The sequence below is a fragment of the Mucilaginibacter sp. P4_G9 genome (assembly GCF_056400985.1).
The window spans coordinates 1-26122 of record NZ_JBFUKF010000031.1; the positions used below are offsets into that span (position 1 = coordinate 1).

A 26122-nucleotide genomic window follows, 5' to 3' on the forward strand; every position below is an offset into this window, starting at 1 on the left:
GAGTGACCGTCCCAAACTCGCAAACGGGCTCTGGTCGGCCCCAAGGGTTTATACGGGGTATGTAGCTTGCTCTGTTTTTTTGCAAGACTAACCTTTAGCAGCTATATAATCAACAAGTGTCATTACTGTTTTTTCCAGTTCAAGCTGGTAGTTACTCGCAATGACGATCACGAGGAGGTTGTGGTATCCATACATGTCATTACTGTTTTTTCCAGCTGGGCTGGTGGTTATTCAATGACGATTAATTTTTAATACAATCTATCTCTTTACTATTTTTTCCAGCCTGTCTGGTGGGTGCCCGGCGGTCTATAAAAAAAGAAACGCCCTACCTAATAATAGGCAGAACGTTTAGCCAGTCAAAACTCTTCGGAAGTTGTTGGGCTTTTACTTTATCTCAAAAACCGCGCTAATTTGCAGGCTGATCTTGATTTTCTTGAAGTCGATATCGGATTCAGGGGCATCTGCTACGGCAGATTTGAACGCCATGGTGTTGTATTGGCGTGGCTGTGGAAAGCTGCTATTGTCGCTTTCAGCTATATTAAGCACGTCGCCCAGCTTGTTGCCTAAGCCTGCCAGCAGGAATGAAGCTTTGTCGCGGGCCGAAAGCAGGGCTTTTAATTTCAGCTCGTTTTTTAATTCATTGATCTTTGAATAATCGTAGCTGTCGATATTGGTCGACTGTATACCTTTTGGGTCAACTTTGGATACAATTTGGTTAAACTTGTTCAGGTCGCGGATGCGCAGGCCATATTGTTTGCCGGCCAAAAAGTCGGGTGCTTTTTTCTTTTGGAAGGTATTATTCCAGGCAGATACATTGTTCACGGTAAAATCGGCAGCGGGAATACCCGCATCTTTAACGGCTTTTTCGAGCTGGGCTTCGAGGTCAGAGATCTGGATGTGTTTTTTACCATCCATATATTCCTGCAGCGAAATGGTAACGTTGATGATATCGGGGGTAACTTCCTGCTCGGCAGTGCCGGTAACTTCTATTTTGCGGCGCAGATCAACAGTTTGCGCAAAGGCCGAATAAGTAAATGTTAGCAGGGTTGCAAGGATAAATAGCTTCTTCATGTGTGATGTTATATATTTTGTGTGTTATGACTTAGGTAACGTGCCAATGGTTTAATATGTAACAGGTAAGGTTAATTATTTATTGAGCTATAGCTATGGAAGGAAAAAAGTGGTGGTTTGTTTGAAAAAATTTCATCTTTTAGGAGCTTTTTGAATTTAGATTGTACCTACCCATGACGTGTTTTCAAAAAAACCTTCTTGTCATCCTGAACGCAGTGAAGGATCTATTATTCACCATGCTTCTTCGCCCTGTACAGTCTGCGAATAGATCCTTCACTGCGTTCAGGATGACAAACCTTTTAAAACGTCATTTCCCCTTCAGTGTTTCGCGAAGTTTTACCACAACAGCGGCGGGATTGTACACAGGATTTATATCTCCTTCGCGTCCCCGCTGCCAATCCAGCCTTCATTGCCATTAGCCAATCGTATTTTTACCCATTTGCTGTTGCTTTCAAGAATATTAACTTTTGTGCCTTCGTGCAGTACAAAAACAACTTTGGATGAATCTACAGGTGCGCTTTTTACTGTTACCGAGGGGGTAAAAATAATGGCTTCGTGATGGGCCTCAAAGTAACGGGCCTGCCTGCCGGCTATAAAAACGGTACCCATCCCCAGGATCAATAATACTATAGCCGAATAGAAAGATGCTTTTTTTATGCCCACCGAACCTGTAAAACGGTAAAGGACCAACAAACCCGATCCCGCCAGGAACAGCAACACACTCAGCACTGCCAGCGTATCCGCGGGGAAAGCCAGGATAAAGCCATGCCACCATTTACTGATAAAAAACTCAACAGGCTCTTCAATCTTATCTGCGGTTTTTGAATTGGCAAATTGAATATTAACCCGGATATCCTCATCACCGGGGGATAGCTTGCGCGCTTTTTCGTAGTATAGCAAAGCGGGGGCTATATCGCCGGTTTTGTAATAAGCGTTCCCTAAGTTAAAATACAGGGCCGATGAATGGTAGCCATCGTCCACCATTTTTTGGTAGGCAGCCGCGGCATCCTTGTATTTTGACTTTTGATACAGATCGTTCCCCTTTTTGAACAAAGCAGCGGCATCATCATTACTAAAAGCCAGTAATGGCGATATAATGAGCAGCAACAGGTAGATACAACGCTTCAGCATGTTATATTTTTTCTTCAATGTTATTGATCATGTTTTTTGCCCTATCAAACATCTGCTGTTCTGATATGCCCGAAACAGGCGCGTAGCGGGCCATATCGCACAGGTCTAATGTCTCCAGCAATTCGTTGATAGTCGGTTCATCTAACGACCGGGCTTTTAGCTCGGTTGCAATCTTTTCGCGGTTAAGGTTGGCAGCGGCAATGTTCAGCTTATCGCCCAGGTAACCATACAGGCCCCTGAACACATTTTCGTAAAAGGCGCTTTTATTATTTGCCGATAACTGCGCCTTCGCGCTGGCCAGGTGTTTGGCGGCAATTTTACCGGCCTTGCGGCTTTTTACTTTAACCACATCGCTGTTGGCCACTTCGTACCATTTGCCGTATACCAAAGCCCCCGCAAACAATAGCGGACCAAATATCAACAGGAAGTAATATAACGGCGAACCATAAAAACCATCTTTATTTTTGGCAATCTCGCCGGCATCGGTTTTTATATAGCGGATATCCTTGTTCAGCAGCTTAACGTCCTGCTTATCAGAATCGCCTAAGGAGGTTACGTTATTTTCGGTAGCACCCCTGGCAACCTTTATTGGGAAGCCCCTGGTTTGTACGCTTACATATTTACCTGCCGACAGGTCGAAATACGAGAATTTGATCGGGTCGATATTAAAGCTGCCGCCATGCCTGGGTATCAGCAGGTAAGTATAAACGCGGGTACCCGATTCGCCGTTTTCATTATCGGTAATGGTATCGGTTACCTTGGGGTCATATTTTTCAAAATCAGCCGGGAACTCGGGGGCCATCGGCTTCAAAAGCTTCAGGTTTCCCTTGCCGCTTACCGTGATCTTGTAGTTAAGCGGCTCGTTTGCCTTAAGCTCTTTTTTATCTACCGATGTATTGATAGAAAACCGGCCTACCGCACCGCTGAAACCAGCGGGTTTACCGGCTTCGGGAAGTGGTTTTACATGGATAACCGCCGGGATACTTTTAATTTTGTATTTAACATCATTATAGCTGCCGCCGCCAAAAAAAGCATCAAAGGGATCGGCAGATTGTACAGCCTCCCGCACAATAAAATTCATGATCATCGGATCGATGGTGATGTTACCGGCATGTTCGGGGAAAAGAATGTTCTGCTTGATCTCGGTAACATTATATTTTAGTCCCTTTATGGTTTCTATTCGCCAGTGAACATTGTTGGGGTCTTGATTTTTAATCTCCTGGCTATAAAAACCATTCAGGTCCGACATTTTTTCCAACTCGTTACCTACCAGCGCCACGCGCGTATACAGGCGGTAGCTTAGGGTAAGCTGCTCGCCTATGTAAGCGTTGGTTTTACTTACATCGGCCCTGATGAACAGGTCTTTGTTAATATCCCTTGACCGCCCCGATGTAATACTTTGAACCTGCCCTCCCCTTTGTTGTTGCTGAGCCGCCGCGGCCTGCTGTGCCGAAGCTGCCGTTGTGCCTTTAACTACCTTTATTTTTATGGGTTGAGTGCTTAGCATTTTGCCGTTAACCACTATTGTTGCCGGCCCAATGGTGTAAGTGCCCGGCTTAACGGCCACCAGGTCAAAACTGTAAGCCATGCTTGCGGATGAAGCACCGTTAATAATACTCATGCTTTGGGAAACATTGGGCCCCGATACCACCAAAAAGCCGCTAAAGCCTGGTGCGGTAAACTTATCGCCGTTTCCATTTAAGCTAAAGGTAACCTCAAACTGTTCTGTTGTACCCACTTCAGTTTTACTAACCGATGCGGTGAATTTTACATCGGCAGCAAAAAGCACACCGGTACAAAACAGCAGGAGGAGCGATATGTAATACTTTAACTTCATGTGTTATAAATATAGGGCTTACCAGTCTTTGGAGATTTTTACCCTTGCGCCTTTCAGCTTTTTATTTTTCAGCTTATCCTGCGTTTGCTTTTCATCATTGTTCAGGGCTTCCAGCATCCGCTCGGCATCATCTTTTGATACATTATTGGGCTGCGGCTGGTTTTGCTGATCCTGGTCCTTTTTATCTTGATCTTTCTTATCCTTATCTTGATTTTTCTTGTCTTTATCCTGATCTTTTTTGTCCTTATCTTTATTTTTATCGTCCTTGTTCTTATCGTCGTTATTCTTTTTGTCCTTGTCTTTGTTCTTATCGTTTTTGTTATTCTTGTCCTGCTTCTTTTTATCGTCCTGCTGTTTTTTCAACATTTTTTGGGCGTATGCCAGGTTGTACCGGGTTTGGCTATCGGTCGGGTTATTCAGCAACGATTTTTTATAGGCGGCAATACTTTCCTCCAGCTTTTTCTTCTCCAGCAGGGAATTCCCTAAATTATGGTAGGCATTGGCCAAAACCTGTTTATTGTTTGATGTAGATGCAATCTTATTGAATTGCTGCTGGGCCTCATCAAATTTCTTTTGTTTGTACAGGGCATCGCCCAGGTTAAAGTTACCCTCAACCGTTTTATCGGTTTTTCCGACAGATTTACGGTAATTCTCTTCGGCTTCTTTATAATTCTTTTCCAGGTAAAGCTCGTTACCTTTTTTTATGTACTTTTTCTCCTGCTGGGCAAAAAGGAATGAAGCCTGCAGTACCAATAATACAACGATGATCAAGTGCTTCATGACTTTTTTACTTCAAATAATTTTATCCCGCTCAGCCGCATGTTTTTACGGTTTGATATAAAAAACTCTATCAGCAGCAATACAAAAGCGATGGCCAGGAAAAACTGGAACCTGTCTTCAAAATCTTTAAATGACTTGGTATCCAAAGTTTTACGCTGCATTTTGTTGATCTGGTCCATCACAATACCCAGCCCGCTGTTGGTATTATTAGCCCTCACGTAAACACCTCCACCTGCTGCTGATATCTCCTTACCCATATCCTCGTTTAGCTTACTTATCACCTGCTGGCCAACACTATCGGTATGGAAACCTGCCGGGCGGCCATTTTCATAAATAGGGATAGGAGCGCCTTCCTGCGAGCCAACGCCAACCACATGTACAGATACATCCCGGTTTTTGGCGTTTGAGGCTGCTTCTACCGCATTATCTTCATGGTTTTCCCCATCGGTAATGATGATCATGGCCTTGCCTGTTCCGTTTTTAAAATCAAACGACTGCATGCCCAAATCTATTGCCGCACCTATTGCCGTGCCTTGTGTAGGCACCATATCGGTGTTGATGGTATTGAGGAATAGCTTTGCTGCCGAGTAATCTGTTGTGATGGGCAGCTGCACAAAGGCCTGCCCTGCAAACACGATGATACCAATACGATCATTATGTAAACGATCAACCAGCTGGGCAATAGCCCGTTTGGCATTTTCCAGGCGATTAGGCGCAAGGTCTTGTGCAAGCATACTGTTGGATACATCAAGCAGGATCATCAGGTCGGCACCTTTGCGTTTTACCTCCTCGGTTTTTGAACCTATCTGTGGGTCGGCTGTGCCTACTATCAATATCGCGTAAGCAACCAAAAAGAAAATGAACTTCCACCACGGTCTCGACATAGAAACCTGCGGCATCATTAACTTCACCACATTTTTATCCCCAAGCGATGAAATGGCTTTCTTTTTCCAGATGCTCACCGTTAAAAACAGGATGATGAACACCGGTATAATAACCAATCCCCACAAAAATTCTATATGTGCAAAACGTAGCATCTATTAAGTTAAAGCCCCTTTAAACAGGGTGTTTTTTAATACAAATTCAAGCGATAATAAAACCAGCGCGATAATGGCCCAAGGCAAAAACATTTCTGTTTTTTTGCGGTACTGGGTAACATCAATCTTAGCTTTCTCCAGCCTATCTATCTGTGTGTAAATATTCTTAAGTGTTTCGTTATTAGTGGCCCTGAAATATTTGCCGCCCGTTATACTGGCAATTTTTGAAAGTGTACCTTCATCAATAACTACCGGCATGCGCTGGTATTGAACCCCCATAGGTGTTTGTACCGGGTATGGCGCAAAGCCATTGGTACCCAAACCTACTGTATACACTCTTACCTTAAATTGCCTGGCAATTTCTGCAGCGGTTATAGGCGGTATCGAACCCGAGTTGTTGGAACCATCGGTAAGCAATATAACTACTTTACTTTTGGCCTCGCTGCCGCGCAGGCGATTCACCGCGGTTGCCAGGCCCATACCTATGGCGGTTCCATCGGTGATCATCCCGTTTTTGATATCGCTGTACATATTAATAAGCACACTATGGTCAATAGTGAGCGGGCATTGTGTAAAGCTTTCTCCACTAAAAACCACCAAACCAATGCGGTCATCAGGGCGGCCTTTTATAAAATCAATGGCTATCTCTTTGCCAGCCTCCAGGCGGTTGGGCTTAAAATCCTCGGCCAGCATACTACCCGAGATATCTGAGGCGATGATGATATCAATCCCCTCGGTGGTACTGTTTTGCCAGCTTAATGACGACTGAGGCCTTGCCAGCGCTACAACCAATGCAGCCATCGCTAATGAGCGCAGCACAATTGCATAATGCCTGAACTTTGGCAGCATGCTTTTTTTAATTATTGTAAATCCCTTTAAGGCAGGCACACCCAGGCTACCCTGCAGTTGCTTTTGTTTCCAGATGTACCAGCCAACCATAAGCGGTATGCTGATAAGTAACCAGAAAAATCCGGGATGTGCAAATTCTATTCCGTTAAACCAGCTCATTTGTTCCCCTCTTCTTTTGCTGTTTGTGGCTGATATACCTGCTGTGTTCTGTTTACAAAACCGATGGCATTTTCCAGGCTTTGTTCATTTTCAAAAGGCAGTGGTTTTTCTTTGGCGAATTTCACTAAATCGGCAAGGATAAGCGTCTGGCGCAGCGTGTTCCTGTTCTCATCGGCAATATCCATAAACCTCAAACTTGCAAAAATCTCCTCAGATGTTTGTTCGTGCGCTGTTATGGCATACCTGTTCTCCAGGTATTCGCGAATCACCTCGCTCAGTTCAATATAAAACTGCTTTACCTGTTGTTCCTGTTGCCATTGCTTTTTATCGCGCAGCGCATTAAGTTTTTGCAAGGCTATAATATGGGCCGGTACTTTAGGTTTCGGCGGCTCAATAACTACCACCTTTTGGGGCCTTGTTTTAAGGTAATAAATAATGCCGGCTATAATTAAAATAACAAGTAGTCCGCCAACAACCCATGGCCAGTTATCGCGCAGCCAATCAATAAATGAATATTTTATAGCAAGCGGTTGCTTAATATCATAAAAAGCTTTGGTGGTATCTACCGCTACCGGCTGCACCATTAAAGTAAGTGGCTGGGTAAAAGCCGGCCCTGCGGTAGTTTTAAATGCATATGATGGTATTACATACGCACCGCTATCAAAACCGGTAATGGTATAACTTTTATGGATAGTTTCTAAGCTAACATCGTTTTTATCAAACAGTGTATCTGTTTTGCTGCTTACAATCTGTACCTTCCCGGCAATAGAATCTGCCAGTACCGGGAATTCCACCTTATCCTTCACATGGAATTTAATACTCAGGTGTAGTTGAGTTTGCTCACCAATTAGTATGGTGGCCCTATCCAGCTTTGCTCCCGCCTGTGGGGCCTGGGCAAAAGCATTGTAAAAAGTAACGGTAAGCAATAGTACCAGGGAATATTTAAAAAACTTGATCATCTCCGGCCTTCCCGCTTTTTAAATAGTGTCATTAATGGTTTTACGTATGATTCATGAGTGCCGATGCTGGTAAAATCAACACCAGATCTTTTAAATGTATCCTTCAGCATGCCATTCCTTCTTAGTCCATCGGCCTTAAAGGCATTACGCACATGCGCGTCGGCTGTATTTACCCAAAGCAGTTCGCCTGTTTCCTCATCCTTCATCGGGATGAGGCCCAGGTTAGGAAATTCTTCCTCGTGTTTATCATACAGCCTTAAGGCAATAATATCGTGCTTTTTGTTGGCTATCTTCAGTTCATCCTCAAAACCGGGGCTGATAAAATCTGAAAGAATAAATGCTGTACATTTCTTTTTGATAACGCTGGTAAAATATTTCAAAGCCACGGCAACGTTAGTACCTTTATTCTCCGGCTTAAAATCTATCAGCTCCCTGATGATCATCAGGATATGGGTACGTCCCTTTTTGGGTGGGATGAACTTTTCTATCTTATCGCTAAAAAATATCACCCCTACTTTATCATTATTTTGGATGGCCGAAAAGGCAAGCACCGCGCAAAGCTCGGTAGCCAGGTCCTGCTTTTGCTGGTTTTGGGTGCCAAAGTTTTCAGATCCGCTCACATCCATCAGCAACATAACGGTAAGCTCGCGCTCCTCGTCAAACACCTTTACATAAGGGTGGTTAAAACGGGCGGTAACGTTCCAATCGATGGTACGGATCTCATCGCCAAGCTGGTACTCGCGCACCTCGCTAAAGGCCATACCCCGCCCCTTGAAAGCCGAGTGATATTCGCCCGAAAATAAGTGGTTACTTAACCCACGGGTTTTTATCTCAATCTTCCTTACCTTTTTTAGCAGCTCTTTGGTATCCTTAGCCATTAACCCCTCCTAAATCCTCTCCTAAAGGAGAAGACTTTTACTTGTAATTTTTAAAATCAAAAAAGTGTCATTTCGAACGATAGTGAGAAATCTTATACACCCAGCGTCAGGCTGTGCAGATCGGACCTTGCCCTCATGCCCTCCGCTGGCTCATCAAAATGGCAACGGGGTTAATGAGGGCGTTGAGAATGCCTTACGGTACCTCTACCGCGTTCAAGATCCCCGTAATAATATTTTCGCTGGTGATATTCTCCGCCTCTGCCTCGTAACTTAAACCTATACGGTGGCGTAACACATCATGGCAAATGGCACGCACATCCTCCGGGATCACATAACCGCGGCGTTTGATGAAGGCATAAGCCTTGGCAGCCAAAGCCAGGTTGATACTTGCCCTTGGCGACGCGCCAAAAGTGATGAGGTTTTTATAATGCGCCAGTTTAAACTGCTCGGGGAAACGGGTAGCGAAAACAATATCGATGATGTATTGCTCAATCTTCTCGTCCATATAAACCTCGCGAACGATCTTACGTGCTCGAACGATTTCTTCGGGCTTAATGATCGGTGAAGGTTTCAGCATACCGCCGGGTAATATGTTGGCGCGGATAATTTTCTTTTCTTCTTCCTTATCCGGGTAAGTAATCACCACCTTCAGCATAAAACGGTCAACCTGCGCCTCGGGCAGCGGGTAAGTACCCTCCTGCTCAATAGGGTTTTGGGTTGCCAGCACCAAAAATGGATTTGGCAGCGGGAAGGTATTATCACCAATGGTTACCTGGCGCTCCTGCATGGCCTCTAACAATGCGCTCTGCACTTTGGCAGGTGCACGGTTGATCTCATCAGCCAGGATGAAGTTGGAGAACAACGGACCTTTACGAACAATGAACTCTTCCTTTTTCTGGTTATAGATCATGGTACCAACCAAATCGGCGGGTAACAAATCGGGAGTAAACTGGATCCGGCTATAATCAGCCTGGATAGCTTTGGCCAGCGTATTGATGGCTAAGGTTTTTGCCAATCCCGGTACACCTTCCAGCAGGATATGCCCATCGGCTAATAAACCGATCAGCAAACGTTCAACCATATATTTTTGCCCAATGATCACTTTATCCATCTCCATTTTAAGCAGATCGATAAAGGCACTTTCCTTTTGTATCATTTCGTTCAGCGCCCTGATATCGGTTGAATACGATGTGCTACCGGTAACAGCGCCCGATGAAACATTTTCGGTATTAATATTTAATTCTTCCATGAACCCTTTTTTATTTCGAGAGCAAACTTAAACACACAAACTTTTTTCTTCTAAAAAAATTCCACGTTTAAATGTTAAATTTTGTTAAATCTTTTAGTGTTAGCTGTAAATATAGGGTTTTATTGGTGGCGGGGAGGAATTTGGCGCGGGGAGCGAGGTTCGGGTTGCGAGGTTCGAGTCGCGGGATGCGTGGAACGAGGTGCGGGGAGTATCTCCTTCGCCATATCGTCGTTTGCAGTAAGCATCGCCCGCAATAACAAATCCCCGAACCTCGCAACCCGCAACCCGAACCCCTTTTTTAACCTACAGGTAACTCTTACATTACAACCAAAATAAAATGTATATTTAGTTTTGTATCAGTATAATCGATATGTGTAAAAAACTCCCGCTACTATTAGCTGTAACCTTGTGTTTCTCTGCCTTTGCTTATGGTCAAAATAATTACAAAACCATTCCCTTGCCAAATGCCATCATCGGAGTTGGCGAGGAATATTCGGGCATGTGTAACTACGGTAACCGGGTTTACCTGCTGCCACAATATGGCGACCATAAAACCCTGGTAAAAAAGGATAATTTAAAAGGCGAATTTTTGATCTATAGTCTGCTTACCGATAGCATAAACCGCGTGGTTGATGGTAAGGATAGTGCATTATCGGCCTATAAAACCCTAAAGGTGATAAACCTTGATAAACTGCCGGACAATGTGGGTGATGAATACGAAGGCTTTGAGGCGATAAGCATTGTAAACAATACCGTGTTTTTATCTATCGAGACTGATGATAAATATGAAAATTGCTACCTGCTGAAAGCCCGGCTCGATACCGTTAACAACCAGGTAATTATTGATCCGCTGCACATCGTCAACCTAAAACGACCGGAGTTTATTTATAACGCCGGCTTTGAAGCTGTTACCTGGCTGCCCCAGGAAAAAAAGCTGCTTGCTTATTACGAATATAACGGGATGCCAGCCGGCGGGCAGGGCTATTTAATTGACACCTCATTTACCAATCAGCCGGAAGCAATTAAGGTCCCTCAGCTATATTTCAGGGTAACAGATATTACTGCTGGTGCTAAAGATGCAATTTATGGTATCAACTACTTCTGGAACGGGGATTATAAATACTATCTGGATAACGACAAACTCAACCACCAGGAAGAAAATATAAAAAACACTATCCCCGATCTGCGGGATAGTTTGGTTAAAGATGCCGGATATTTACAATCATCTAAAACCACTTATGCCCGCATTGTGAGGCTTAAAAACCGAAGAGACGGCAAATGGGAACAGGTGGCCACTTTCCCCGGATATAAAAATAACTGGGAAGGGTTAACGCTATATCGTAAAGGAGTTTTGGTTATTACCGATGCCAATGGAAGTAAGAAACAAAACACAGTTTTGGCTTACGTGGCGTTTTGATCAGCCCGGGGTCAATACAACATCGTAATCGGGGCAAAACATTAAGCCGCTGCGCGTTTGCGTAGCGGCTTAATGTTTGTTTATATAGTGAGGGGCTTTATTTAGCCAGCGCTTTCTTATTTCGGCAGCGGCTTGCAACAGGGCGGCCTTTGTGACCGGTACGGTTGCCAATGGGCTAAGCAAGCCCCAATGATGGAGCTATATTTTTTTTTCGGCTTAAATAGCCGTTGGTCTTCTGATAATACCTAACAATATGGCAATTATAGCTATCACCAGTAATACATGGATGAGGCTGCCTACAGAGGTGAAAAACACGCCGATTGCCCAGCCAATTATCRGGATAACGGCAATTATATACAATAGTGAGTTCATGATAATTTGTTTTTAGTTAATGATTTCATATATATATAATGCCTGTTGATGGGAAAATGTTTTAAAAAAATAAACGGGTGCTCGTTACGTATCTATTAAGGACAAGAAAACACAGGCATACACGCATATTGTCTCAGTCAGAGAAAATGATCCTGCACCTAAATATATCCCTCAAAATACAAAGCAAATATTATTTTTGCAGATGATGTTGTGATCATGAATAAGATTACGCTGCATTATAAATAAACTTAACCTGATAAAAACTGATGGTTGCCGGTGTTGGGATAGATATGATAGAAGTTGACCGCGTGGCCATTAAAATTGCCAAAGAAAGCGGCTTTCGGGAACTGGTATTCTCTGCAAAAGAGATTAGCTACTGCGAGCTTAAGGCCGATAAATACCAGCATTATGCAGGCAGGTTTGCAGCTAAAGAGGCATTTTTTAAGGCACTGGGTACCGGCTGGTTAAACGGAACCGCATTTAACGAGATAGAAATAAGCAATAATGCAGATGGAAAACCAGAACTTACATTAATTGGGCAAACTGCCGAAACATTAAAACAGCGGGGACCATTAAAAATTTCCGTATCATTAACCCACCTTAAAACAATAGCATCAGCCATCGTAATTATAGAAAAGTGACAGCGCAATCAGCACATACACCAATACATCAGTCAAAAGAAGAGATAGTTGCTATGCAGGAGCAAAAGCTACAGCAATTATTGGTTTACCTTAACCAGAATTCGCCTTTTTATAAAGAGTTGTTTGCCGCTAACGACATCCGTATTGACGATATAAAAACGCTCGATGACCTGAAACGGATCCCTACTACGGTTAAAGAGGATCTGCAGATGCGTAATGATGATTTTATGTGCGTTAGCCGCGATAAGATCATCGAATACAGTTCTACATCGGGCACCTTGGGCAGCCCTGTCACTGTTGCACTTACCGAGAACGATCTGCAGCGACTTACCTATAATGAATACAGCTCGTTTATTTGTGCCGATGGCAGGCCCGATGACGTGTACCAACTGATGCTTACGCTCGACAGGCAGTTTATGGCCGGGCTGGCTTATTACTCAGGCATCCGTATGATAGGTGCGGGCATAATCCGCCTGGGGCCAGGTGTACCTTCATTACAGTGGGATACTATTTTAAGATTAAAGCCAACTGCTATTGTTGCAGTGCCATCGTTTATTTATAAGCTGATCCAATACGCCGGTGAGCACAACATCGATATCAATGCAAGCACCGTAAAAAAAGCTATTTGTATTGGCGAAAACATTCGGAATACTGATTTTTCATTGAATATTCTCGGTAAAAAAATTACCGATGCCTGGGACATCAAGCTCTATTCTACTTATGCCTCTACCGAAATGCAAACAGCGTTTACGGAATGTGGACAAGGCAAAGGAGGCCACCACCAGCCCGAATTACTGATTGTAGAACTGCTCGACGAGCAAAATCAGCAAGTTGCTCCAGGCGAACCGGGTGAGGTTACTATTACAACCTTAGGTGTTGAAGGGATGCCCCTTTTGCGTTATAAAACCGGCGATATTTGTCAATATTTTGATGAACCCTGCAAATGCGGGCGTACAACTTTACGGTTATCGCCTATAATTGGCCGTAAAAAACAAATGATCAAATTTAAAGGCACCACGCTTTATCCGCCTTCCCTTTTTGATCTGTTAAACGGAATGGAAGAGATCCTGGATTTTGTGGCCGAAGTTTATTCAAACGAGATAGGAATGGACGAAGTACTGCTGCATATCCTCCCCATTAATTATACCGATGAATGCGACCGGAAGATCCGGGCCAATTTACAGGCAAGGTTGCGGGTTAGTCCTCATGTTACCTATGTGCAGTACGATGAGATCCAGCAAATGCAGTACAAAGAATCGGGCCGAAAACCATTTAAATTTATTGATCGCCGGAAATAGTGGTGGGTTGAGGTACTTCGTCCTCCGTGGCTTTACCAAACACCTTATTAATCACATCCAGAATAGGCACGGTCATGAAAGTGGTTACCAGCGCCATAATCACCATCATGGCAAATACTTCTTTGTTAAGTACACCAAGGTCAAAGCCAATGTTCAACACAATCAGTTCCATCAATCCCCGGGTATTCATCAATGCGCCTATACTCAGGCTGTTTTTCCAGGTTTGGCCCACAAATTTAGCGGCAAGTGCGCTGCCTGCAAACTTCCCGGCAATGGCAACTAAAGTCACCATAGCGCATACCTTCCATAAATAAGCATCATTTAACAAGCCTACTTGCGTACGCAAACCGGTAAATACAAAAAATAGCGGGAGCAACAAAAACAGGGAAACATCCTTTATCCGCTCAATAAATACTTCCCTGAAGTTGATATTACCGGGCATTACAATGCCGGCCATGAACGCCCCGAAAAGGGCATGGATGCCGATGGCCTCGGTTGTATAAGCTGATACGATGAGCGTTAAAAAAAACACTGATACCGGGATTCCCAAATAACCAGGTTTAATATTGCGGCTGTAAATCACCTTCAACAACGGTTTTACGGCTTTCAGCATAAAAAGCACGTAGGCAATAGCCATTAATACAGTGTATACAAAACTCATAGCCGAACCGGCTTTAACAACAGCTATAACTATGGTAAGTATACACCATGCGGTAATATCATCGGCAGCAGCGCAGGTGATAACCAAAGCGCCAAGGCGTGTTTTGTTGATACCCCTTTCCTGGCAAATGCGGGCCAATACCGGGAAGGCTGTAATACTCATGGAAATCCCTAAAAACAAGCCGAATGAAAAAAACGGAACGCCTGCAGGCGCCAATGACCGGTAAATGAAATAGGCTAAACCCACGCCCAAAGTAAAAGGGATAATGATACTGGCATGGCTAATCACCAACGCGTCTTTCGCTTTGTTTTTGATGGCGCCAAGGTCAAGCTCCATACCTATCACAAACATGAATATGATAAGGCCAACCTGGCTCAAAAACTGCAAAGTTCCTAATGATTGGGCGGGGAATAAAGCATGTGAAAATCCCGGGAAAAACCTGCCAATTAACGATGGGCCTAAAGCGATACCTGCAAAAATTTCACCTATTACACGAGGCTGCCCAAGTTTACTGCATACCCAACCTGCTATATTGCCGGCAACAATAATAACCGCTATCTGCGCCAGTAATATAGCCAGCGGACCGGTCAAATTATGCATTAAACTATCCCCAAGCTGGCTCACAGCGCTTTTGGTGCTGGTTTTAAGCAAGACCACATGACGACCCTGTTCAAGATCCTTACCATGTATTAAAAGCCAATAAATTATAAAGGAGAATATCCCGATAAGGGCAATATAGAATAGCGCGCTTCTGAATTTCTTCATTTTGTAAAAACGCCTTTAAATTTAAAAAATGTGGCGGCTTCGTGTTGAATCAGCGCATCTACTTTAAGGGTGCTATCGTCAACCGCTGTTTGCGTTATCTGCATCTCGGCCGTACTGTTTACCTGTGGGTTTAGTATGGCTAAAAACTTCATATCTCCGGCCTTTACCAATTTGGTTTTTGTGCCCAGGATGTGTTCCAAAACTTCTTTAACCATTTGCATCATACAAACACCCGGCACCACAGGTTCCCCGGGAAAGTGCCCTTCAAAAATCTGGTGTGCGGCATTCAGCGTGATGGTAGTTTTTGAAGTATTACCGTCTGTTTGCGGGTTTGTAAACTGAAAAAAGGATTCCCGGAGCATTTATCGTTCTGTTTTTTTTAAACCGATGGTAAATTTAAAGTTTTTGTGGTCAATACTGATGCTGTCAGGTACGCCATTTTTATAGTTCATCATAGTGGCAACTGCCACCGGTTTCTTTTTTGATGATTTTTCCATTCGCAGCAAGGAGTCTCCGGCCTTGTTGGTGATATAGTAGTTGGCTCCTTTTTGCTGGGGCAATACATAATACACGTGGTCACTATCTTTCAGCATATAACGTTCATGACTGCCCTGCTGGCGCATCAGTATTAAATCAAAGTCTTTCATCAGGGTTTTTATCACCGGCCCCTTATCCATTTGCTGAACAATTGAATATACCTTAAAGCTCCCGTCCTTCAAAAATGCAAAATCAAAAAACTTTACGCCCATCTCGTTAGAAAACACAATGCGGGTACTGCTATCGGGCATAACCTTCATCAACAGCAGGCCGCTCAAATGGTGACTGGTAACATCAATCTGTGCTTTGTACAATACAACCGAAAACCGGGGCCTGAATTTGTAGACGTGGTTAAAATTGCCGGTTGTGGGTTGCAGGTTTTTATAAACCGAAGAGCAGCTAACCAGCAACAGCAGGCAACTACTTAGCAGCAAAAAGCGCATCCGGGAGGTTGACATTTATCTCTTTATTTATAAAACGAATGGTGGTATTATCGCCCGATGGTTCCTGCATATCGATGGTGCTTACCGAGTTATCCTTTTTATCAACAGAGATATTGATACTTTTAAAAAAGTCTTTGATCCCTTTTGATAACGGAGAAAGCTCAACCAGGTAATTACTTTTATTCTCGAATACCTTAACCTTAAAATCGGGATTGCCCAGGATAGAACCTTGCACACAATCAACAATTATCCGGTTTATCTGCCTAAAGAGCTTGTTTGATCCGGCATTGATTTTATTCTCTTTCTGCTCATCCTTTACCAGGATATTGTCCTTATTGATAATCATCAGGTATTTGGATGGCTGGGTATATTCCATCCGCACCATGTTGTCTTTTTTAAACCAGAATTTCCCCTTCGATGTGATCTTTTCGGCCAGCATACCAAGGTTTTTTTCCTGCACAAAATCACTTTTAATGCAGGTGGTTTTTTGAGCTGTGGCTGCAAACTGTTCTTTAAACCGGGATAGATCGGTAAGCTGGGCATAACCCACATGCTGTGCCCTTGCTGTAAAGGTTGCCGATAATACGACCAGGGTTATGAGTAATCTATAGATTTTCACAGTAAAAATTGAAGTTAAATAGACACGAATTTCACAAATAGGAACGAATTGACGTTAATTTTTTGAACAAGCACTAATTACAAAAATGAGAACGAATTTTACTAATCATTGTTATTTTAAAATTCGTGCAATTCGTTTTAATTGTAAGCTGCTACAAATATTCGTGCCTAATTTTATGCAGCCTGGTTAGCTGTAATATACGCGGCCATGGTGCGTACCGATTGAAAAACCTTTGGTCCGTCCTCGGCCTTCGAAAGTTTAATTTTATAGTTTGATTGCATCAGCACTATTAGCTCCAAAACATCAATGGAATCTAAACCCAAGCCATCGGCAAACAGCGACTCGTCATCGCCAATATCCTCCGGTTTAAGATCCTGTAAGTTTAACTGGTCTATAATCTGTATTTTCAGATCATTTATTAATTTGTCCATTTTTATTATACTTTTTGATCAATCCGATCCCTTAGCTGAATTATTCTTGCTAAGTTCTTTAACGCTTTATTATGGTTTTTAACATATGGGTTATCCAAATCCCAAACATATCCCGCCAGAACAGAACAGATCATGTTTTTTATTTCGGGCACGAATGACTCCGCAAAGAAGATAGTATCCAGCGTACCCTCGTACCAGGCATTAACATAGGAGCGAAAAACATTTACACCCTGCATTACCTTTTCGCTATATTCTTTTTCCCAGTTAACAGTTTCGCCGTTTAAGGTGCGGATAACTAAATGTGCCGCATTTTGACTGGATACAGTGGCCAGCGTTACACCCGATGAAAAGATGGGATCTAAAAACTCAGTTACATTACCGGTAAGCACAAAGCCATCACCATAAAAGGTATCGGTAGTACTGCTCCATGCCTGCAATATTTTAGGATCAAAAACAAATTCAACGCCCTCAAACCTGTCGCTCAAATAAGGTTCAGACGCTATGATGCTTCGCAGCTTTTCTTCGTCGTTATTGCCCTGGTATTGGTCAAAAAACTCGGGGTTGCCTACAAAGCCTAATGAAGTGATACCATTTGAAAACGGAATAACCCATACCCACACACCAGGCTTATGTACTACTATAGTTATCCGGTTTGGTTCATCGCCCAAATGGCGCTTGATATCATTGGTATGTGCAAACAACGCTTTCCGCTCCGACATGTTGGATGGCCTTTCCAGGTTGAACAACTTAGGTATCACCCTGCCATACCCGMTGCCATCTATAATAAAACGGGCTTCTATTTGTGTTTGGTTGCCATTAATATCCTCAACAGTGGTAACTGAATCCGATCCGTTAAATTTAATACCGGTAACGGTAGTTTCATAATGCACGGGCACGCCCATTGCTTCAACGGTATCAGCCAGGGTTTTATCAAAGTCGGCGCGTGGTGCCTGCCAGGTCCAGTTCCAGCCATCGGTAAACTGGTCAGAAAAGTAATAATCGCAGATCACGCCATTCTTCACAAACTTTGCCCCAAATTTTTTCTGGAAGCCTTTTGCTTCCACAGCCTCAACAAAACCCGCTTCGGTTAATGCTTCCATACAACGGGGCAGCAGGCTTTCGCCAATCACAAAGCGGGGGAATTTTTGCTTTTCAACAATTTTAACTTTGAAACCGGCCTTATTCACAATAGAGGCGGCCACAGTACCAGCCGGACCAGCGCCAATTACCAACACATCAACTTTTTCCGTATTCATTTATTTAAATTCTTTAGCGTTTGTTTATTGTTAGTATTGCCGTTGGCTTGTCAATCAAAACCCTAAGCATTTATGTTATTTATGATATATTTAAGGTTCGTATGGCGGTTGTTAAATCCTTTAAATATAATAATACCAATTAAGCAAGCGAATGTTTCTTTTTCCACTCCTCAAAAAAAGGGGGATTGGTTAATTGAAGCACAAAATTATCGCGGTTTAAAAATACCTGCACGGTTGAGCCTGTTACCACTACCTCACCGGTAACCGCGTTTAACAGGCGATAGTTAAAATTCAAACGTGCGGCTTCGCTGGGTACATATTCTGTTTCAATAATTACGCTGTCGCCGTACCGCAAAACCTGTTTATAATTACAATCAATTTTTACAATTGGTGTTACGTATTGGTTGTTGTAAACTGTAAGGTAGTCTATACCGTATGCTTTTCCAAAAGCCTCCCGGCCATCTTCAAAATAACGCACATAGTGCCCGTGCCACACAATGCCCAGCGAGTCTACCTCGCTAAATTTCACGCTTATCTCGGTGGCATGTATCAGTGTTTTTTGCAATTTATCTTTTTTAGTTACGGTGATAAGTATCTATCCCGGTACTTGTTTTATAAAAAATGAACTGGCACTATTACAGAGCGCCAATTCATTTTACTCCCACAAACCGGGTTTGTTATTTCCAGCTTTTGTAATCGTATTTCACGTCCTTCATTACGTTTAAAAAGGCTTTTGCCCAGTAATTTTTAAGCCCAAAGCCTCCCGGCTTGCCTTCATAGTATTTGGTAAGTAATACCGTTTTTGCTTTCATATCAATAAAAGTTATCCAAACACCTGCCTTGTCCATTCCCTTATTCATACCGCTCACAAAAAATATATAACCAATACCTTCATGATTTTGAAAATCATAATCTTTTACAACCGATGCGATCTTTGCCTCGTCTATTAATTTAAAATCACTTGGGTTATCAGAATAAAGTTTATCAAATTTTGCTTTAGCATTTGAGGCCTTGGCTACGTCGATGGCATAATCAACCGAACTGTGATGAATAGACTCGGCAACATCATATTTTTTTTGCTCATTTACAAACAGGCGGTTCCACCCTAAAGTATAATCATCTCTGAATTCCTCCTGGCTTACATCGCCATTATTTTCTCTTTTACCAATACCAAATACTTTGGCGTTAGCGGTTCCTATAAATTTGGTTTGTGTAAAATCAATACCTAACCAGGTAATTCTGGCGCTGCCCGAAAAAATGTCTGCTTTGGTACTTTGGGCCGCAGCAGGTAAGCTGCTTACTGCTGTTAATAAAAAGGCTATCAGCCATGTTTTTTGTGTAGGTTTCATTTGTAGATTTTAATTTATTTATTGTTTAATTATAAATACTTTCATCTGGCATTGGGCCAGTGTTTCTTCTCCACATTTTACTTTTCCCGATATCAGCGTAACATCAAATATCTGATTATCAATAATAATTTCTGTTTCTAAGGTATCGTTTATTTTAGGCAATGAAAACACTTCAAGGTTTTTGATGGCCCCTATATAGCCTATCGAATCGGGTTTTTCCTGGTTTTGAGCAAGATAACCGGCCCTTGCAGCGGCTGTTTGCGCTATGTTTTCAACCAGTCCGCCTGCGCTAAATTTGCCATCCTCTACCAGCACGTTATCCGCCTTTACGCAAAATGTTGTGCGGCTGCTTTTCTCATCCGTCCAGGTCAAATTATCTATCATCACAAATGGAAATTTTTGCGGGATAAGATCAGGTGTATTGGCAGGAGGAATAAACATGTGGTTAAGGTAGATTTAATAGTTTTTTAATTAATACCGGGCATTTAATATCCGGCATCGATTGGCAGTTATGCCAGTTCCTTAGCGTTTACCCTGGTATCTACATATTCGTAAAAATCCTGGAAGTTAACGATGCCAACAAAATCTTCGGGCTGTACCTTAAAGCTAAAATTGCTTTCAATTACAACCACAAGGTCAATGTAATCCAGGCTGTCAAGCTCAAGGGTATCTTTAAGGTTTGCTTCCGGAGTGATCTTTTCTACGTCGATCTCAAACTCTTCGGCCAAAAAAGCATTTGTTTTTTCTATGATCTCTAAAAATTGCATAAGGTTAGGTTAATCAATATTTTTTAATAATAAGGGACGAATTTGTGCCCCCAAAACCAAAAGAATTAGACAAAAATACATTAAAATTTTTCTCGATAGTAGTTGTTGCAATATTTAACCTGGCCGAATCTTCATCCGGGTTCTCGAAGTTAATGTTTGGCGCGATGAACGAATTTTGCATCATCAGCATAGAATATACTATTTCGCTTGCACCGGCCATCCAGCACTCATGCCCTGTCATCGATTTGGTGGAGCTTACCAGCGGCTTGCTCAATCCAAAAACTTCATGAATGGCTTTTGCCTCGCTGGCATCACCTGCAGGGGTTGAGGTAGCATGCGCGTTGATATAATCAACATCTGCAGCACCCATACCAGCATCCCTTAAAGCCATGGTCAAAGAGCGTACAGGACCGTCAACCGTAGGGTTCGAGATATGACCGCCATTTGATGAAAAGCCGTAACCAATAACTTCGCCTAATATATGGGCGCCCCGGCGTTGTGCCGATTCAAGGCTTTCCAGTATTACAGTTGCCGCACCTCCGCTTGGAACAAGGCCGTCCCTGTTGCGGTCAAAAGGGCGGGAGGCTTTTGTTGGGGTTGCTTCTAAAGTTGAAAATGCCGAAAGGGCATCAAAACTACCCATCGAAAAATGGTTAAGCTCCTGCGCGCCACCGCATATAATGCCTTCCTGTAAACCACTTTTGATGAGGTGGTAGCCCAGGCCAATTGCGTGCGATCCGCTTGCGCAGGCTGCACTTACCGTAAGGTTAATACCTTTAAGCTTAAAAATGGTAGCCAGGTTCATGCTCACGGTGGAATTCATGGTTTGGAAAACCGAACCCGACCCAACCAGCATGGTATCTTTTTTTAAACGGATAATATCGGTACAATCAATCACCGGCTTTGCCGAGCTATCGTTACCGTATAAAATACCTATTTCATTTTGGTCAAGATAATCCATATCAATACCTGCCTGTGCCAATGCCTCAATGGTGGCCATGTAGGCATATTCGCCCTGTTCGGGCAGCATGATGCGCGATCTCCTGTCGAGTTTTTCTTTTAGATTTGGCCTGTCTACAAAGCCGGTTAAGCCCGAGCGGTAACCAAATTCCTTACGTACGGAATCAAGCATTATTCCTGATTTACCCTCAAATAGCGAATCCCTTACTTCATTAAGGTTTTTCCCTATGCACGAGTAAATACCCATCCCTGTGATCACAACTCTGTTCATAACACTATTGCCGGCTTATTCAATTTGCAAATACTTTAAAACTAAATAAAAATATTTAACCCCTGAAATATTAAAATGATGCTTTTGTAAACAAATGATTAATTATGAATAAAGGCCTCCGTTAACCGAGAGCACTTCGGCCGTTATATAGGATGCCTCGGGCGAGGCCAAAAAGCCTACTGCGTGGGCAACTTCCTCGGCAGTGCCAAAACGCTTTATCGGGATCATGGATTTTAATTCTTTTTCATCCAGCCCTTCGGTCATATCCGTTTTAATAAATCCCGGCGCCACGGCATTAACGGTAACCCCGCGACGGGCTATTTCCTGTGCCAGGGCCTTGGTAGCACCAATTACACCGGCCTTGGCAGCTGAGTAATTAACCTGCCCCGGCAAACCTTTAAGACCGGACAGTGATACTACGTTGATGATACGCCCGTATTTTTTTACCAGCATGCCGTTTAAAACCATTTGGGTAACATAAAAGAAACCATCGAGACTGGTTTTTAAAACGCTGTCCCACTGCTCATCCTTCATCCACATCATCAGGGTATCATCCTTAATACCCGCGTTGTTTACCAGCACTTCAATATATTTTTCGGTATTGGTTTCTATCCAACTACCTAAAACGGTCCTGATATCTTCTTTGCGGGCCACATCAAATTTGATGATCTCGCCATCGCCGCCATTTTCTTTTATGGTTGACAGCGTATGAAGCGCCTCTGTTTCGTTACTTTTATAATTAACCAGCACGTAATAGCCCATAAAAGCCAGTTTATAACAAACGGCCCTGCCTATTCCTCTTGATCCGCCGGTTACTAATGCACATTTCATTTACTGATCTGTTTAATGGTTTTACTGAAATAATTTGCCCTGTTGCTATAAAATGTGCGACTTTCTCTTTTTTATAAGATGTACATGCTCAGCCTTTTCAAAGTATTGCTTCACCTTCACCATATCTTTGTATTTAGGCTTGTCTTCCACAAACTTAGGGAATATAGCCCGCAGGTCGGTATAAACAGTATTGGTTGTTGGCGATAGTTTTTCGCTGCAATCCAGGTGATCAATCGCCTGTAAAATAGCCATCATTTGTATGGCCAGTACCTCAAAGGTGTTATCGATAACCCGTTTGGTCATTAATGCAGCATTACAGCCCATACTTACAATATCCTGGTTATCGTTATTGTTAGGGATGCTATGCAGGTACATCGGGTATGATAATGTTTGGTTTTCGGCTGTGGTTGATGTAGCGGTGAACTGCATCCCCTGCATCCCAAAATTAAAGCCCAATACGCCCAGGTTAACAAACGGCGGGAACTTTTGGTTCAGCTTTTCATTCAGCAGGTAGTTCAGTTGCCTTTCTGATAGCATGCAAAGCTTGGTAATGGCTATCTTCAGCTTATCCATCGCCAGGGAAACATAGTCGCCATGGAAATTACCACCGTGGAAAATGTTCTTGTTATCATGATCAATAACCGGGTTGTCATTCACCGAGTTCAGCTCATCAGTTACCACACGCTCAACCTCGAAAATTGTATCGTAAACAGGTCCCAATACCTGCGTTACGCAACGCAGGGAGTAATACTCCTGTACCTTATCTAAAAATACTTCCTGGTTAAGGTTATCGGGGTTGTACAAGTGCTCGGAGCGGTCGCGGATCATTTTGCTGCCTGTTAACACATCGCGCATAATGGCTGCAACTTCGTTTTGGCCTTTGTGGTGTTTTACCACGTTTAGTTCGTATGAATAATGGTCGTCAAAAGCCTGCACCACTTCGTTGATCATGGACGATAATACGATTGACCATTCCAGCAGTTTTTTTGCCTGGATAATGTTCACCATGCCAATGCCTGTCATGGCCGATGTGCCATTGATGATGGCTAAGCCCTCCCTGATCTTAATAGAAAGAGGAGTGATTCCGATTTCTTTAAAAAGCTCTTCTGTAGAATGCTGTTCGCCTTTGTAGTCTGATTCGCCTTCGCCAATCAGTACCAGGGCTAAATGAGCTAACTGTACAAGATCGCCGGATGCGCCTACACCTCCGTGCTCGTAAACATTGGGCGCTATGCCTTTATTTATTAATTCAACAAGCAGTTGGGGTAGGTCGATATGTACACCGGAGCGGGCCTGCATAAAGCTGTTCAACCGGGCAATCATCAATGCTTTCACTAATATTGGGGGCATGAGGTTGCCACCGCCCGAAGCATGGCTGCGGATAAGGTTATACTGCAATTGCAGCAGGTTTTCTTCGCTAACCTTGTATTGCGCCATTGGCCCAAAGCCGGTATTAATACCGTATATCAGTTTATTTGATGAAAAGCCCTGCAAAAACTGGTAATTAACCTCTACATTCTTTACAATCGATGCATCTAATCCAATCTTCTCATCATCAAACAGGATCTTGGAAAAATCATCGGCTGTAAGGTACCGCCCTCCTATATGTATCATGAACTAAATATATTTATTGAAATAAAAGGTAAAAATGTGTTAAAAATTCATACAAAAAACGTCCGAAAATAGGATAAATATTTCAAATATGATACTATTTGGCTGCTTTGTTGATAAAGGGTTGCTGTTCAATAGCGGCATAAATGTTAAGCAATTTGACATATATTATAAATGTAATTATGCAGACGAGATAAGTATTGAAAACGTTACATACATTATTAAGAAACGACCGGCATGGTTATAATTATTACTTGTTATTAAATAATTATAACCTATAAGGAGAGGTATATATTAATACCAAGTAAACTTATTGCTCATATTTTCAATGAAGGCCAACGCGGTTATGGATTGTAATCTAAAATGATAAAAAGAAATTCTGAAATAAGAAAGGCATTTGCTTTTTATCGTAAATGCCTTATTATCAAGCAGCTTGGAGCAGGATCAAACTGCCGGCCTCAGGGTTTTGAACCCGACGAGCGATCAATCGCTCCATCTATACCTTGCAAATCATCTTTCGAATCAATAAAACTATCGTTATTGCCTGTAAATAATCGGATAGTTTTCATATATCTACCCATATAATAATCATCTAAAGGTGTTTCTGTAACCCCGTTTGCCTTGCCCGATGTAGAATGTATAAACATTATTGGTTCTCCCGGCAATGATACAATTATACCAATATGCCCGGCCCTTCTTCTGCTTTTCGTCCCGGTGAACAATATCAGGTCTCCCGGCTTCGCTTCGTTCAGGTCTACCCGGCTGTTAACACCCACAAAATCCGAAGAACTCCTGGGGATGGTTATTCCAAAATGATGAAATACGTAATTAACAAACCCCGAGCAATCAAACCCTTTTTCGGGATTGGTGGAGCCAAACCGATATCTTATACCTTTGAGCGATTTAGCAAAAGTCACTAATTCAGCAGGCGTTGTACATGCTGTTGAAATTGCGGTATCTATGTTTGCTGATCTGTAATGTACGCGGAAGTGCTTATGCGTTTTGAGAATTTTACCCGTTTTATGATGCTTAGCGGTGATCATTAAATCGGGTTTCTCCGGTTTAAAAAATGATAGCAAAGCCAAAAAAAGAACCTGAAAGCCAAAATGAAGATGCATGTGGTAATAATAGGAAGAAAATTTCGGCTCTTGTTATTCAAAAACAAAAAAGCCTCAAATAGCTTTCACTGTGAGTTTAACGTCTTCTGGTCCCATTATATGCCTATAAGTTTCGTGTATTATTCCGGATTTTCCGCACCGGACTGCTCACTAATGAATCAACAAAGAGCTCATTGTCCGCAATCTGCGGTTGAAATAGTATAAAAAAATAGTATACATGCGTTATCTGTCATAACAAGTAACACTCGAAAACCGTAAAAAAGGGATTTAGGTAGCCCGAACCGCTTGCGTGCTGATTTGAGAAGTATTAGTCCAAAATGCTATTTCAAAACCGAACATACTTCGTGCGGTTTTGGTACATCATCCATTTCAGCTTATCCGTTAATATTCTAACTATTAGCCTCTTATTGGTTTGGAACAGCGATTGAGGCAGTTAATTTAATTGAAACCATATACATTCCATATTACCCTTTATGACGTTGCGTTGCTCGGAACGATTTTTATCGGCCTCACTTTCATCCTGCTTTTATGGTTCACCAGGAAAACAAATCGGCCGGCAAACCGATTTTTGGCAATAGCACTGGCAATTGTTGCTTTGTGGATAACCCGGTTATTGGCGATTGACATCCGGCTGGCAGACTATGTTCCTTTTTGGAGCCGGTTGCCGCTACAATTTTCGCTGGCACTTGGCCCCCTCATTTTCTTTTATGTGCTTAAAGTAACCCGGCCGGATTATAAACTCCGGGGCAAGGATCTGCTGCATTTTAGCCCCTTATTACTGGAACTAAGCGCTTACGGGATAGAGACCGGGGAAAGTATAAAAAC

The 26122-nt window shown here is 42.7% G+C and carries 28 protein-coding genes; 4 read left to right on the forward strand and 24 right to left on the reverse strand.

Going from position 1 to position 26122, the window contains the following annotated elements; all coding sequences use genetic code 11:
• Positions 1-384: 384 nt before the first annotated feature.
• The 9 genes from AC1DPZ_RS05140 to AC1DPZ_RS05180 all read right to left on the reverse strand — a co-directional run bounded on the left by AC1DPZ_RS05140 (position 385) and on the right by AC1DPZ_RS05180 (position 9950).
• Positions 385-1071 (reverse strand): SIMPL domain-containing protein, encoded by a 687-nt coding sequence (locus AC1DPZ_RS05140; RefSeq protein WP_477401699.1) that lies wholly within the window; start codon positions 1069-1071, stop codon positions 385-387.
• Positions 1072-1440: 369 nt separating this feature from the next.
• On the reverse strand, positions 1441-2202 hold the full coding sequence (locus AC1DPZ_RS05145) for a tetratricopeptide repeat protein (protein ID WP_477401700.1): 762 nt from the start codon (positions 2200-2202) through the stop codon (positions 1441-1443).
• Between the two features lies 1 nt (position 2203).
• Positions 2204-4039 carry a BatD family protein gene (locus tag AC1DPZ_RS05150; protein ID WP_477401702.1) on the reverse strand — a complete coding sequence of 612 codons (1836 nt, stop codon included), beginning with the start codon at positions 4037-4039 and terminating at the stop codon, positions 2204-2206.
• An 18-nt stretch (positions 4040-4057) separates the two neighbouring features.
• A complete protein-coding gene (locus AC1DPZ_RS05155; RefSeq protein ID WP_477401704.1) occupies positions 4058-4819 on the reverse strand; it encodes a tetratricopeptide repeat protein in 762 nt (253 codons plus the stop codon).
• Positions 4816-5856 (reverse strand): vWA domain-containing protein, encoded by a 1041-nt coding sequence (locus AC1DPZ_RS05160; protein ID WP_477401705.1) that lies wholly within the window; start codon positions 5854-5856, stop codon positions 4816-4818. The genes AC1DPZ_RS05155 and AC1DPZ_RS05160 overlap by 4 nt, the downstream gene beginning before the upstream one ends.
• A gap of 3 nt (positions 5857-5859) precedes the next feature.
• Positions 5860-6864: a vWA domain-containing protein gene (locus tag AC1DPZ_RS05165; RefSeq protein ID WP_477401707.1), complete on the reverse strand. Its 1005-nt coding sequence runs from the start codon at positions 6862-6864 to the stop codon at positions 5860-5862.
• Entirely contained in the window at positions 6861-7823 is a 963-nt protein-coding gene (locus AC1DPZ_RS05170; protein ID WP_477401708.1) for a hypothetical protein, read from the reverse strand. Before AC1DPZ_RS05170 ends, AC1DPZ_RS05165 begins: the two co-directional genes overlap by 4 nt.
• Entirely contained in the window at positions 7820-8701 is an 882-nt protein-coding gene (locus tag AC1DPZ_RS05175) for a DUF58 domain-containing protein (protein ID WP_477401710.1), read from the reverse strand. The genes AC1DPZ_RS05170 and AC1DPZ_RS05175 overlap by 4 nt, the downstream gene beginning before the upstream one ends.
• A gap of 193 nt (positions 8702-8894) precedes the next feature.
• Positions 8895-9950: an AAA family ATPase gene (locus AC1DPZ_RS05180; protein ID WP_477401711.1), complete on the reverse strand. Its 1056-nt coding sequence runs from the start codon at positions 9948-9950 to the stop codon at positions 8895-8897.
• A 370-nt stretch (positions 9951-10320) separates the two neighbouring features.
• On the opposite strand from AC1DPZ_RS05180, the gene AC1DPZ_RS05185 reads away from it, so the two are divergent.
• Positions 10321-11367, forward strand: a complete 1047-nt coding sequence (locus AC1DPZ_RS05185) for a hypothetical protein (RefSeq protein ID WP_477401712.1) — start codon at positions 10321-10323, stop codon at positions 11365-11367.
• Positions 11368-11583: 216 nt separating this feature from the next.
• On the opposite strand, the gene AC1DPZ_RS05190 is transcribed toward AC1DPZ_RS05185, so the two are convergent.
• A complete protein-coding gene (locus AC1DPZ_RS05190; protein ID WP_477401713.1) occupies positions 11584-11739 on the reverse strand; it encodes a lmo0937 family membrane protein in 156 nt (51 codons plus the stop codon).
• 266 nt (positions 11740-12005) lie between these two features.
• Between AC1DPZ_RS05190 and acpS the strand changes: the two genes are divergently transcribed.
• Complete coding sequence (gene acpS / locus AC1DPZ_RS05195) at positions 12006-12380, forward strand: holo-ACP synthase (protein WP_477401714.1); 375 nt, start codon at positions 12006-12008, stop codon at positions 12378-12380.
• Positions 12377-13678, forward strand: coding sequence for a flexirubin biosynthesis putative acyl-CoA ligase FlxY (flxY, locus tag AC1DPZ_RS05200; protein WP_477401715.1), 1302 nt, complete (start codon positions 12377-12379; stop codon positions 13676-13678). The genes acpS and flxY overlap by 4 nt, the downstream gene beginning before the upstream one ends.
• Here the strand turns inward: flxY and AC1DPZ_RS05205 are convergent.
• The 14 genes from AC1DPZ_RS05205 to AC1DPZ_RS05270 all read right to left on the reverse strand — a co-directional run bounded on the left by AC1DPZ_RS05205 (position 13659) and on the right by AC1DPZ_RS05270 (position 25222).
• Positions 13659-15104: a cation:proton antiporter domain-containing protein gene (locus AC1DPZ_RS05205; protein WP_477401716.1), complete on the reverse strand. Its 1446-nt coding sequence runs from the start codon at positions 15102-15104 to the stop codon at positions 13659-13661. The two genes, flxY and AC1DPZ_RS05205, sit on opposite strands and share 20 nt — an antisense overlap.
• Positions 15101-15466: an ApeI family dehydratase gene (locus AC1DPZ_RS05210; protein ID WP_477401718.1), complete on the reverse strand. Its 366-nt coding sequence runs from the start codon at positions 15464-15466 to the stop codon at positions 15101-15103. The genes AC1DPZ_RS05205 and AC1DPZ_RS05210 overlap by 4 nt, the downstream gene beginning before the upstream one ends.
• Positions 15467-16099 (reverse strand): flexirubin biosynthesis protein LolB2, encoded by a 633-nt coding sequence (gene lolB2, locus AC1DPZ_RS05215; RefSeq protein ID WP_477401719.1) that lies wholly within the window; start codon positions 16097-16099, stop codon positions 15467-15469.
• The gene (gene lolA2, locus AC1DPZ_RS05220; protein ID WP_477401720.1) at positions 16062-16703 is read right to left on the reverse strand and encodes a flexirubin biosynthesis/transport protein LolA2; all 642 of its coding nucleotides are present in this window, start codon (positions 16701-16703) and stop codon (positions 16062-16064) included. The genes lolB2 and lolA2 overlap by 38 nt, the downstream gene beginning before the upstream one ends.
• A 173-nt stretch (positions 16704-16876) precedes the next feature.
• Positions 16877-17134, reverse strand: a complete 258-nt coding sequence (locus AC1DPZ_RS05225; RefSeq protein ID WP_477401722.1) for a phosphopantetheine-binding protein — start codon at positions 17132-17134, stop codon at positions 16877-16879.
• Between the two features lie 5 nt (positions 17135-17139).
• The gene (locus AC1DPZ_RS05230) at positions 17140-18390 is read right to left on the reverse strand and encodes an NAD(P)/FAD-dependent oxidoreductase (RefSeq protein WP_477401724.1); all 1251 of its coding nucleotides are present in this window, start codon (positions 18388-18390) and stop codon (positions 17140-17142) included.
• 139 nt (positions 18391-18529) lie between these two features.
• Complete coding sequence (locus AC1DPZ_RS05235; protein ID WP_477401725.1) at positions 18530-18955, reverse strand: acyl-CoA thioesterase; 426 nt, start codon at positions 18953-18955, stop codon at positions 18530-18532.
• A 112-nt stretch (positions 18956-19067) separates the two neighbouring features.
• Positions 19068-19739: a hypothetical protein gene (locus tag AC1DPZ_RS05240; protein WP_477401726.1), complete on the reverse strand. Its 672-nt coding sequence runs from the start codon at positions 19737-19739 to the stop codon at positions 19068-19070.
• An 18-nt stretch (positions 19740-19757) separates the two neighbouring features.
• Complete coding sequence (locus AC1DPZ_RS05245) at positions 19758-20180, reverse strand: hotdog family protein (protein ID WP_477401728.1); 423 nt, start codon at positions 20178-20180, stop codon at positions 19758-19760.
• A 68-nt stretch (positions 20181-20248) separates the two neighbouring features.
• Complete coding sequence (locus AC1DPZ_RS05250) at positions 20249-20506, reverse strand: phosphopantetheine-binding protein (RefSeq protein ID WP_477401730.1); 258 nt, start codon at positions 20504-20506, stop codon at positions 20249-20251.
• 13 nt (positions 20507-20519) lie between these two features.
• Positions 20520-21737, reverse strand: coding sequence for a beta-ketoacyl-[acyl-carrier-protein] synthase family protein (locus AC1DPZ_RS05255; protein ID WP_477401731.1), 1218 nt, complete (start codon positions 21735-21737; stop codon positions 20520-20522).
• Between the two features lie 102 nt (positions 21738-21839).
• Positions 21840-22568, reverse strand: coding sequence for a flexirubin biosynthesis SDR family reductase FlxB (flxB, locus tag AC1DPZ_RS05260; protein WP_477401732.1), 729 nt, complete (start codon positions 22566-22568; stop codon positions 21840-21842).
• 45 nt (positions 22569-22613) lie between these two features.
• Positions 22614-24182, reverse strand: coding sequence for a flexirubin biosynthesis tyrosine ammonia-lyase FlxA (flxA, locus tag AC1DPZ_RS05265; RefSeq protein ID WP_477401734.1), 1569 nt, complete (start codon positions 24180-24182; stop codon positions 22614-22616).
• A 455-nt stretch (positions 24183-24637) separates the two neighbouring features.
• Positions 24638-25222, reverse strand: a complete 585-nt coding sequence (locus tag AC1DPZ_RS05270) for a C40 family peptidase (RefSeq protein ID WP_477401735.1) — start codon at positions 25220-25222, stop codon at positions 24638-24640.
• 517 nt (positions 25223-25739) lie between these two features.
• Between AC1DPZ_RS05270 and AC1DPZ_RS05275 the strand changes: the two genes are divergently transcribed.
• Positions 25740-26122 (forward strand): hypothetical protein (locus tag AC1DPZ_RS05275; RefSeq protein WP_477401737.1); only part of this gene is annotated, 383 nt, incomplete at its 3' end.

What these genes read in the sequence shown, in the direction of transcription:
- AC1DPZ_RS05240 (WP_477401726.1), bottom strand. Translation starts at nt 19,739, where the DNA reads ATGAAACCTACACAAAAAACATGGCTGATAGCCTTTTTATTAACAGCA.
- lolB2 (WP_477401719.1), bottom strand. Translation starts at nt 16,099, where the DNA reads ATGTCAACCTCCCGGATGCGCTTTTTGCTGCTAAGTAGTTGCCTGCTG.
- flxB (WP_477401732.1), bottom strand. Translation starts at nt 22,568, where the DNA reads ATGAAATGTGCATTAGTAACCGGCGGATCAAGAGGAATAGGCAGGGCC.
- AC1DPZ_RS05180 (WP_477401711.1), bottom strand. Translation starts at nt 9,950, where the DNA reads ATGGAAGAATTAAATATTAATACCGAAAATGTTTCATCGGGCGCTGTT.
- AC1DPZ_RS05160 (WP_477401705.1), bottom strand. Translation starts at nt 5,856, where the DNA reads ATGCTACGTTTTGCACATATAGAATTTTTGTGGGGATTGGTTATTATA.
- AC1DPZ_RS05210 (WP_477401718.1), bottom strand. Translation starts at nt 15,466, where the DNA reads ATGCTCCGGGAATCCTTTTTTCAGTTTACAAACCCGCAAACAGACGGT.
- AC1DPZ_RS05255 (WP_477401731.1), bottom strand. Translation starts at nt 21,737, where the DNA reads ATGAACAGAGTTGTGATCACAGGGATGGGTATTTACTCGTGCATAGGG.
- AC1DPZ_RS05165 (WP_477401707.1), bottom strand. Translation starts at nt 6,864, where the DNA reads ATGAGCTGGTTTAACGGAATAGAATTTGCACATCCCGGATTTTTCTGG.
- AC1DPZ_RS05245 (WP_477401728.1), bottom strand. Translation starts at nt 20,180, where the DNA reads ATGTTTATTCCTCCTGCCAATACACCTGATCTTATCCCGCAAAAATTT.
- AC1DPZ_RS05170 (WP_477401708.1), bottom strand. Translation starts at nt 7,823, where the DNA reads ATGATCAAGTTTTTTAAATATTCCCTGGTACTATTGCTTACCGTTACT.
- AC1DPZ_RS05140 (WP_477401699.1), bottom strand. Translation starts at nt 1,071, where the DNA reads ATGAAGAAGCTATTTATCCTTGCAACCCTGCTAACATTTACTTATTCG.
- AC1DPZ_RS05205 (WP_477401716.1), bottom strand. Translation starts at nt 15,104, where the DNA reads ATGAAGAAATTCAGAAGCGCGCTATTCTATATTGCCCTTATCGGGATA.
- AC1DPZ_RS05250 (WP_477401730.1), bottom strand. Translation starts at nt 20,506, where the DNA reads ATGCAATTTTTAGAGATCATAGAAAAAACAAATGCTTTTTTGGCCGAA.
- AC1DPZ_RS05270 (WP_477401735.1), bottom strand. Translation starts at nt 25,222, where the DNA reads ATGATCACCGCTAAGCATCATAAAACGGGTAAAATTCTCAAAACGCAT.
- flxA (WP_477401734.1), bottom strand. Translation starts at nt 24,182, where the DNA reads ATGATACATATAGGAGGGCGGTACCTTACAGCCGATGATTTTTCCAAG.
- AC1DPZ_RS05175 (WP_477401710.1), bottom strand. Translation starts at nt 8,701, where the DNA reads ATGGCTAAGGATACCAAAGAGCTGCTAAAAAAGGTAAGGAAGATTGAG.
- acpS (WP_477401714.1), top strand. Translation starts at nt 12,006, where the DNA reads ATGGTTGCCGGTGTTGGGATAGATATGATAGAAGTTGACCGCGTGGCC.
- AC1DPZ_RS05185 (WP_477401712.1), top strand. Translation starts at nt 10,321, where the DNA reads ATGTGTAAAAAACTCCCGCTACTATTAGCTGTAACCTTGTGTTTCTCT.
- AC1DPZ_RS05225 (WP_477401722.1), bottom strand. Translation starts at nt 17,134, where the DNA reads ATGGACAAATTAATAAATGATCTGAAAATACAGATTATAGACCAGTTA.
- AC1DPZ_RS05145 (WP_477401700.1), bottom strand. Translation starts at nt 2,202, where the DNA reads ATGCTGAAGCGTTGTATCTACCTGTTGCTGCTCATTATATCGCCATTA.
- AC1DPZ_RS05155 (WP_477401704.1), bottom strand. Translation starts at nt 4,819, where the DNA reads ATGAAGCACTTGATCATCGTTGTATTATTGGTACTGCAGGCTTCATTC.
- AC1DPZ_RS05150 (WP_477401702.1), bottom strand. Translation starts at nt 4,039, where the DNA reads ATGAAGTTAAAGTATTACATATCGCTCCTCCTGCTGTTTTGTACCGGT.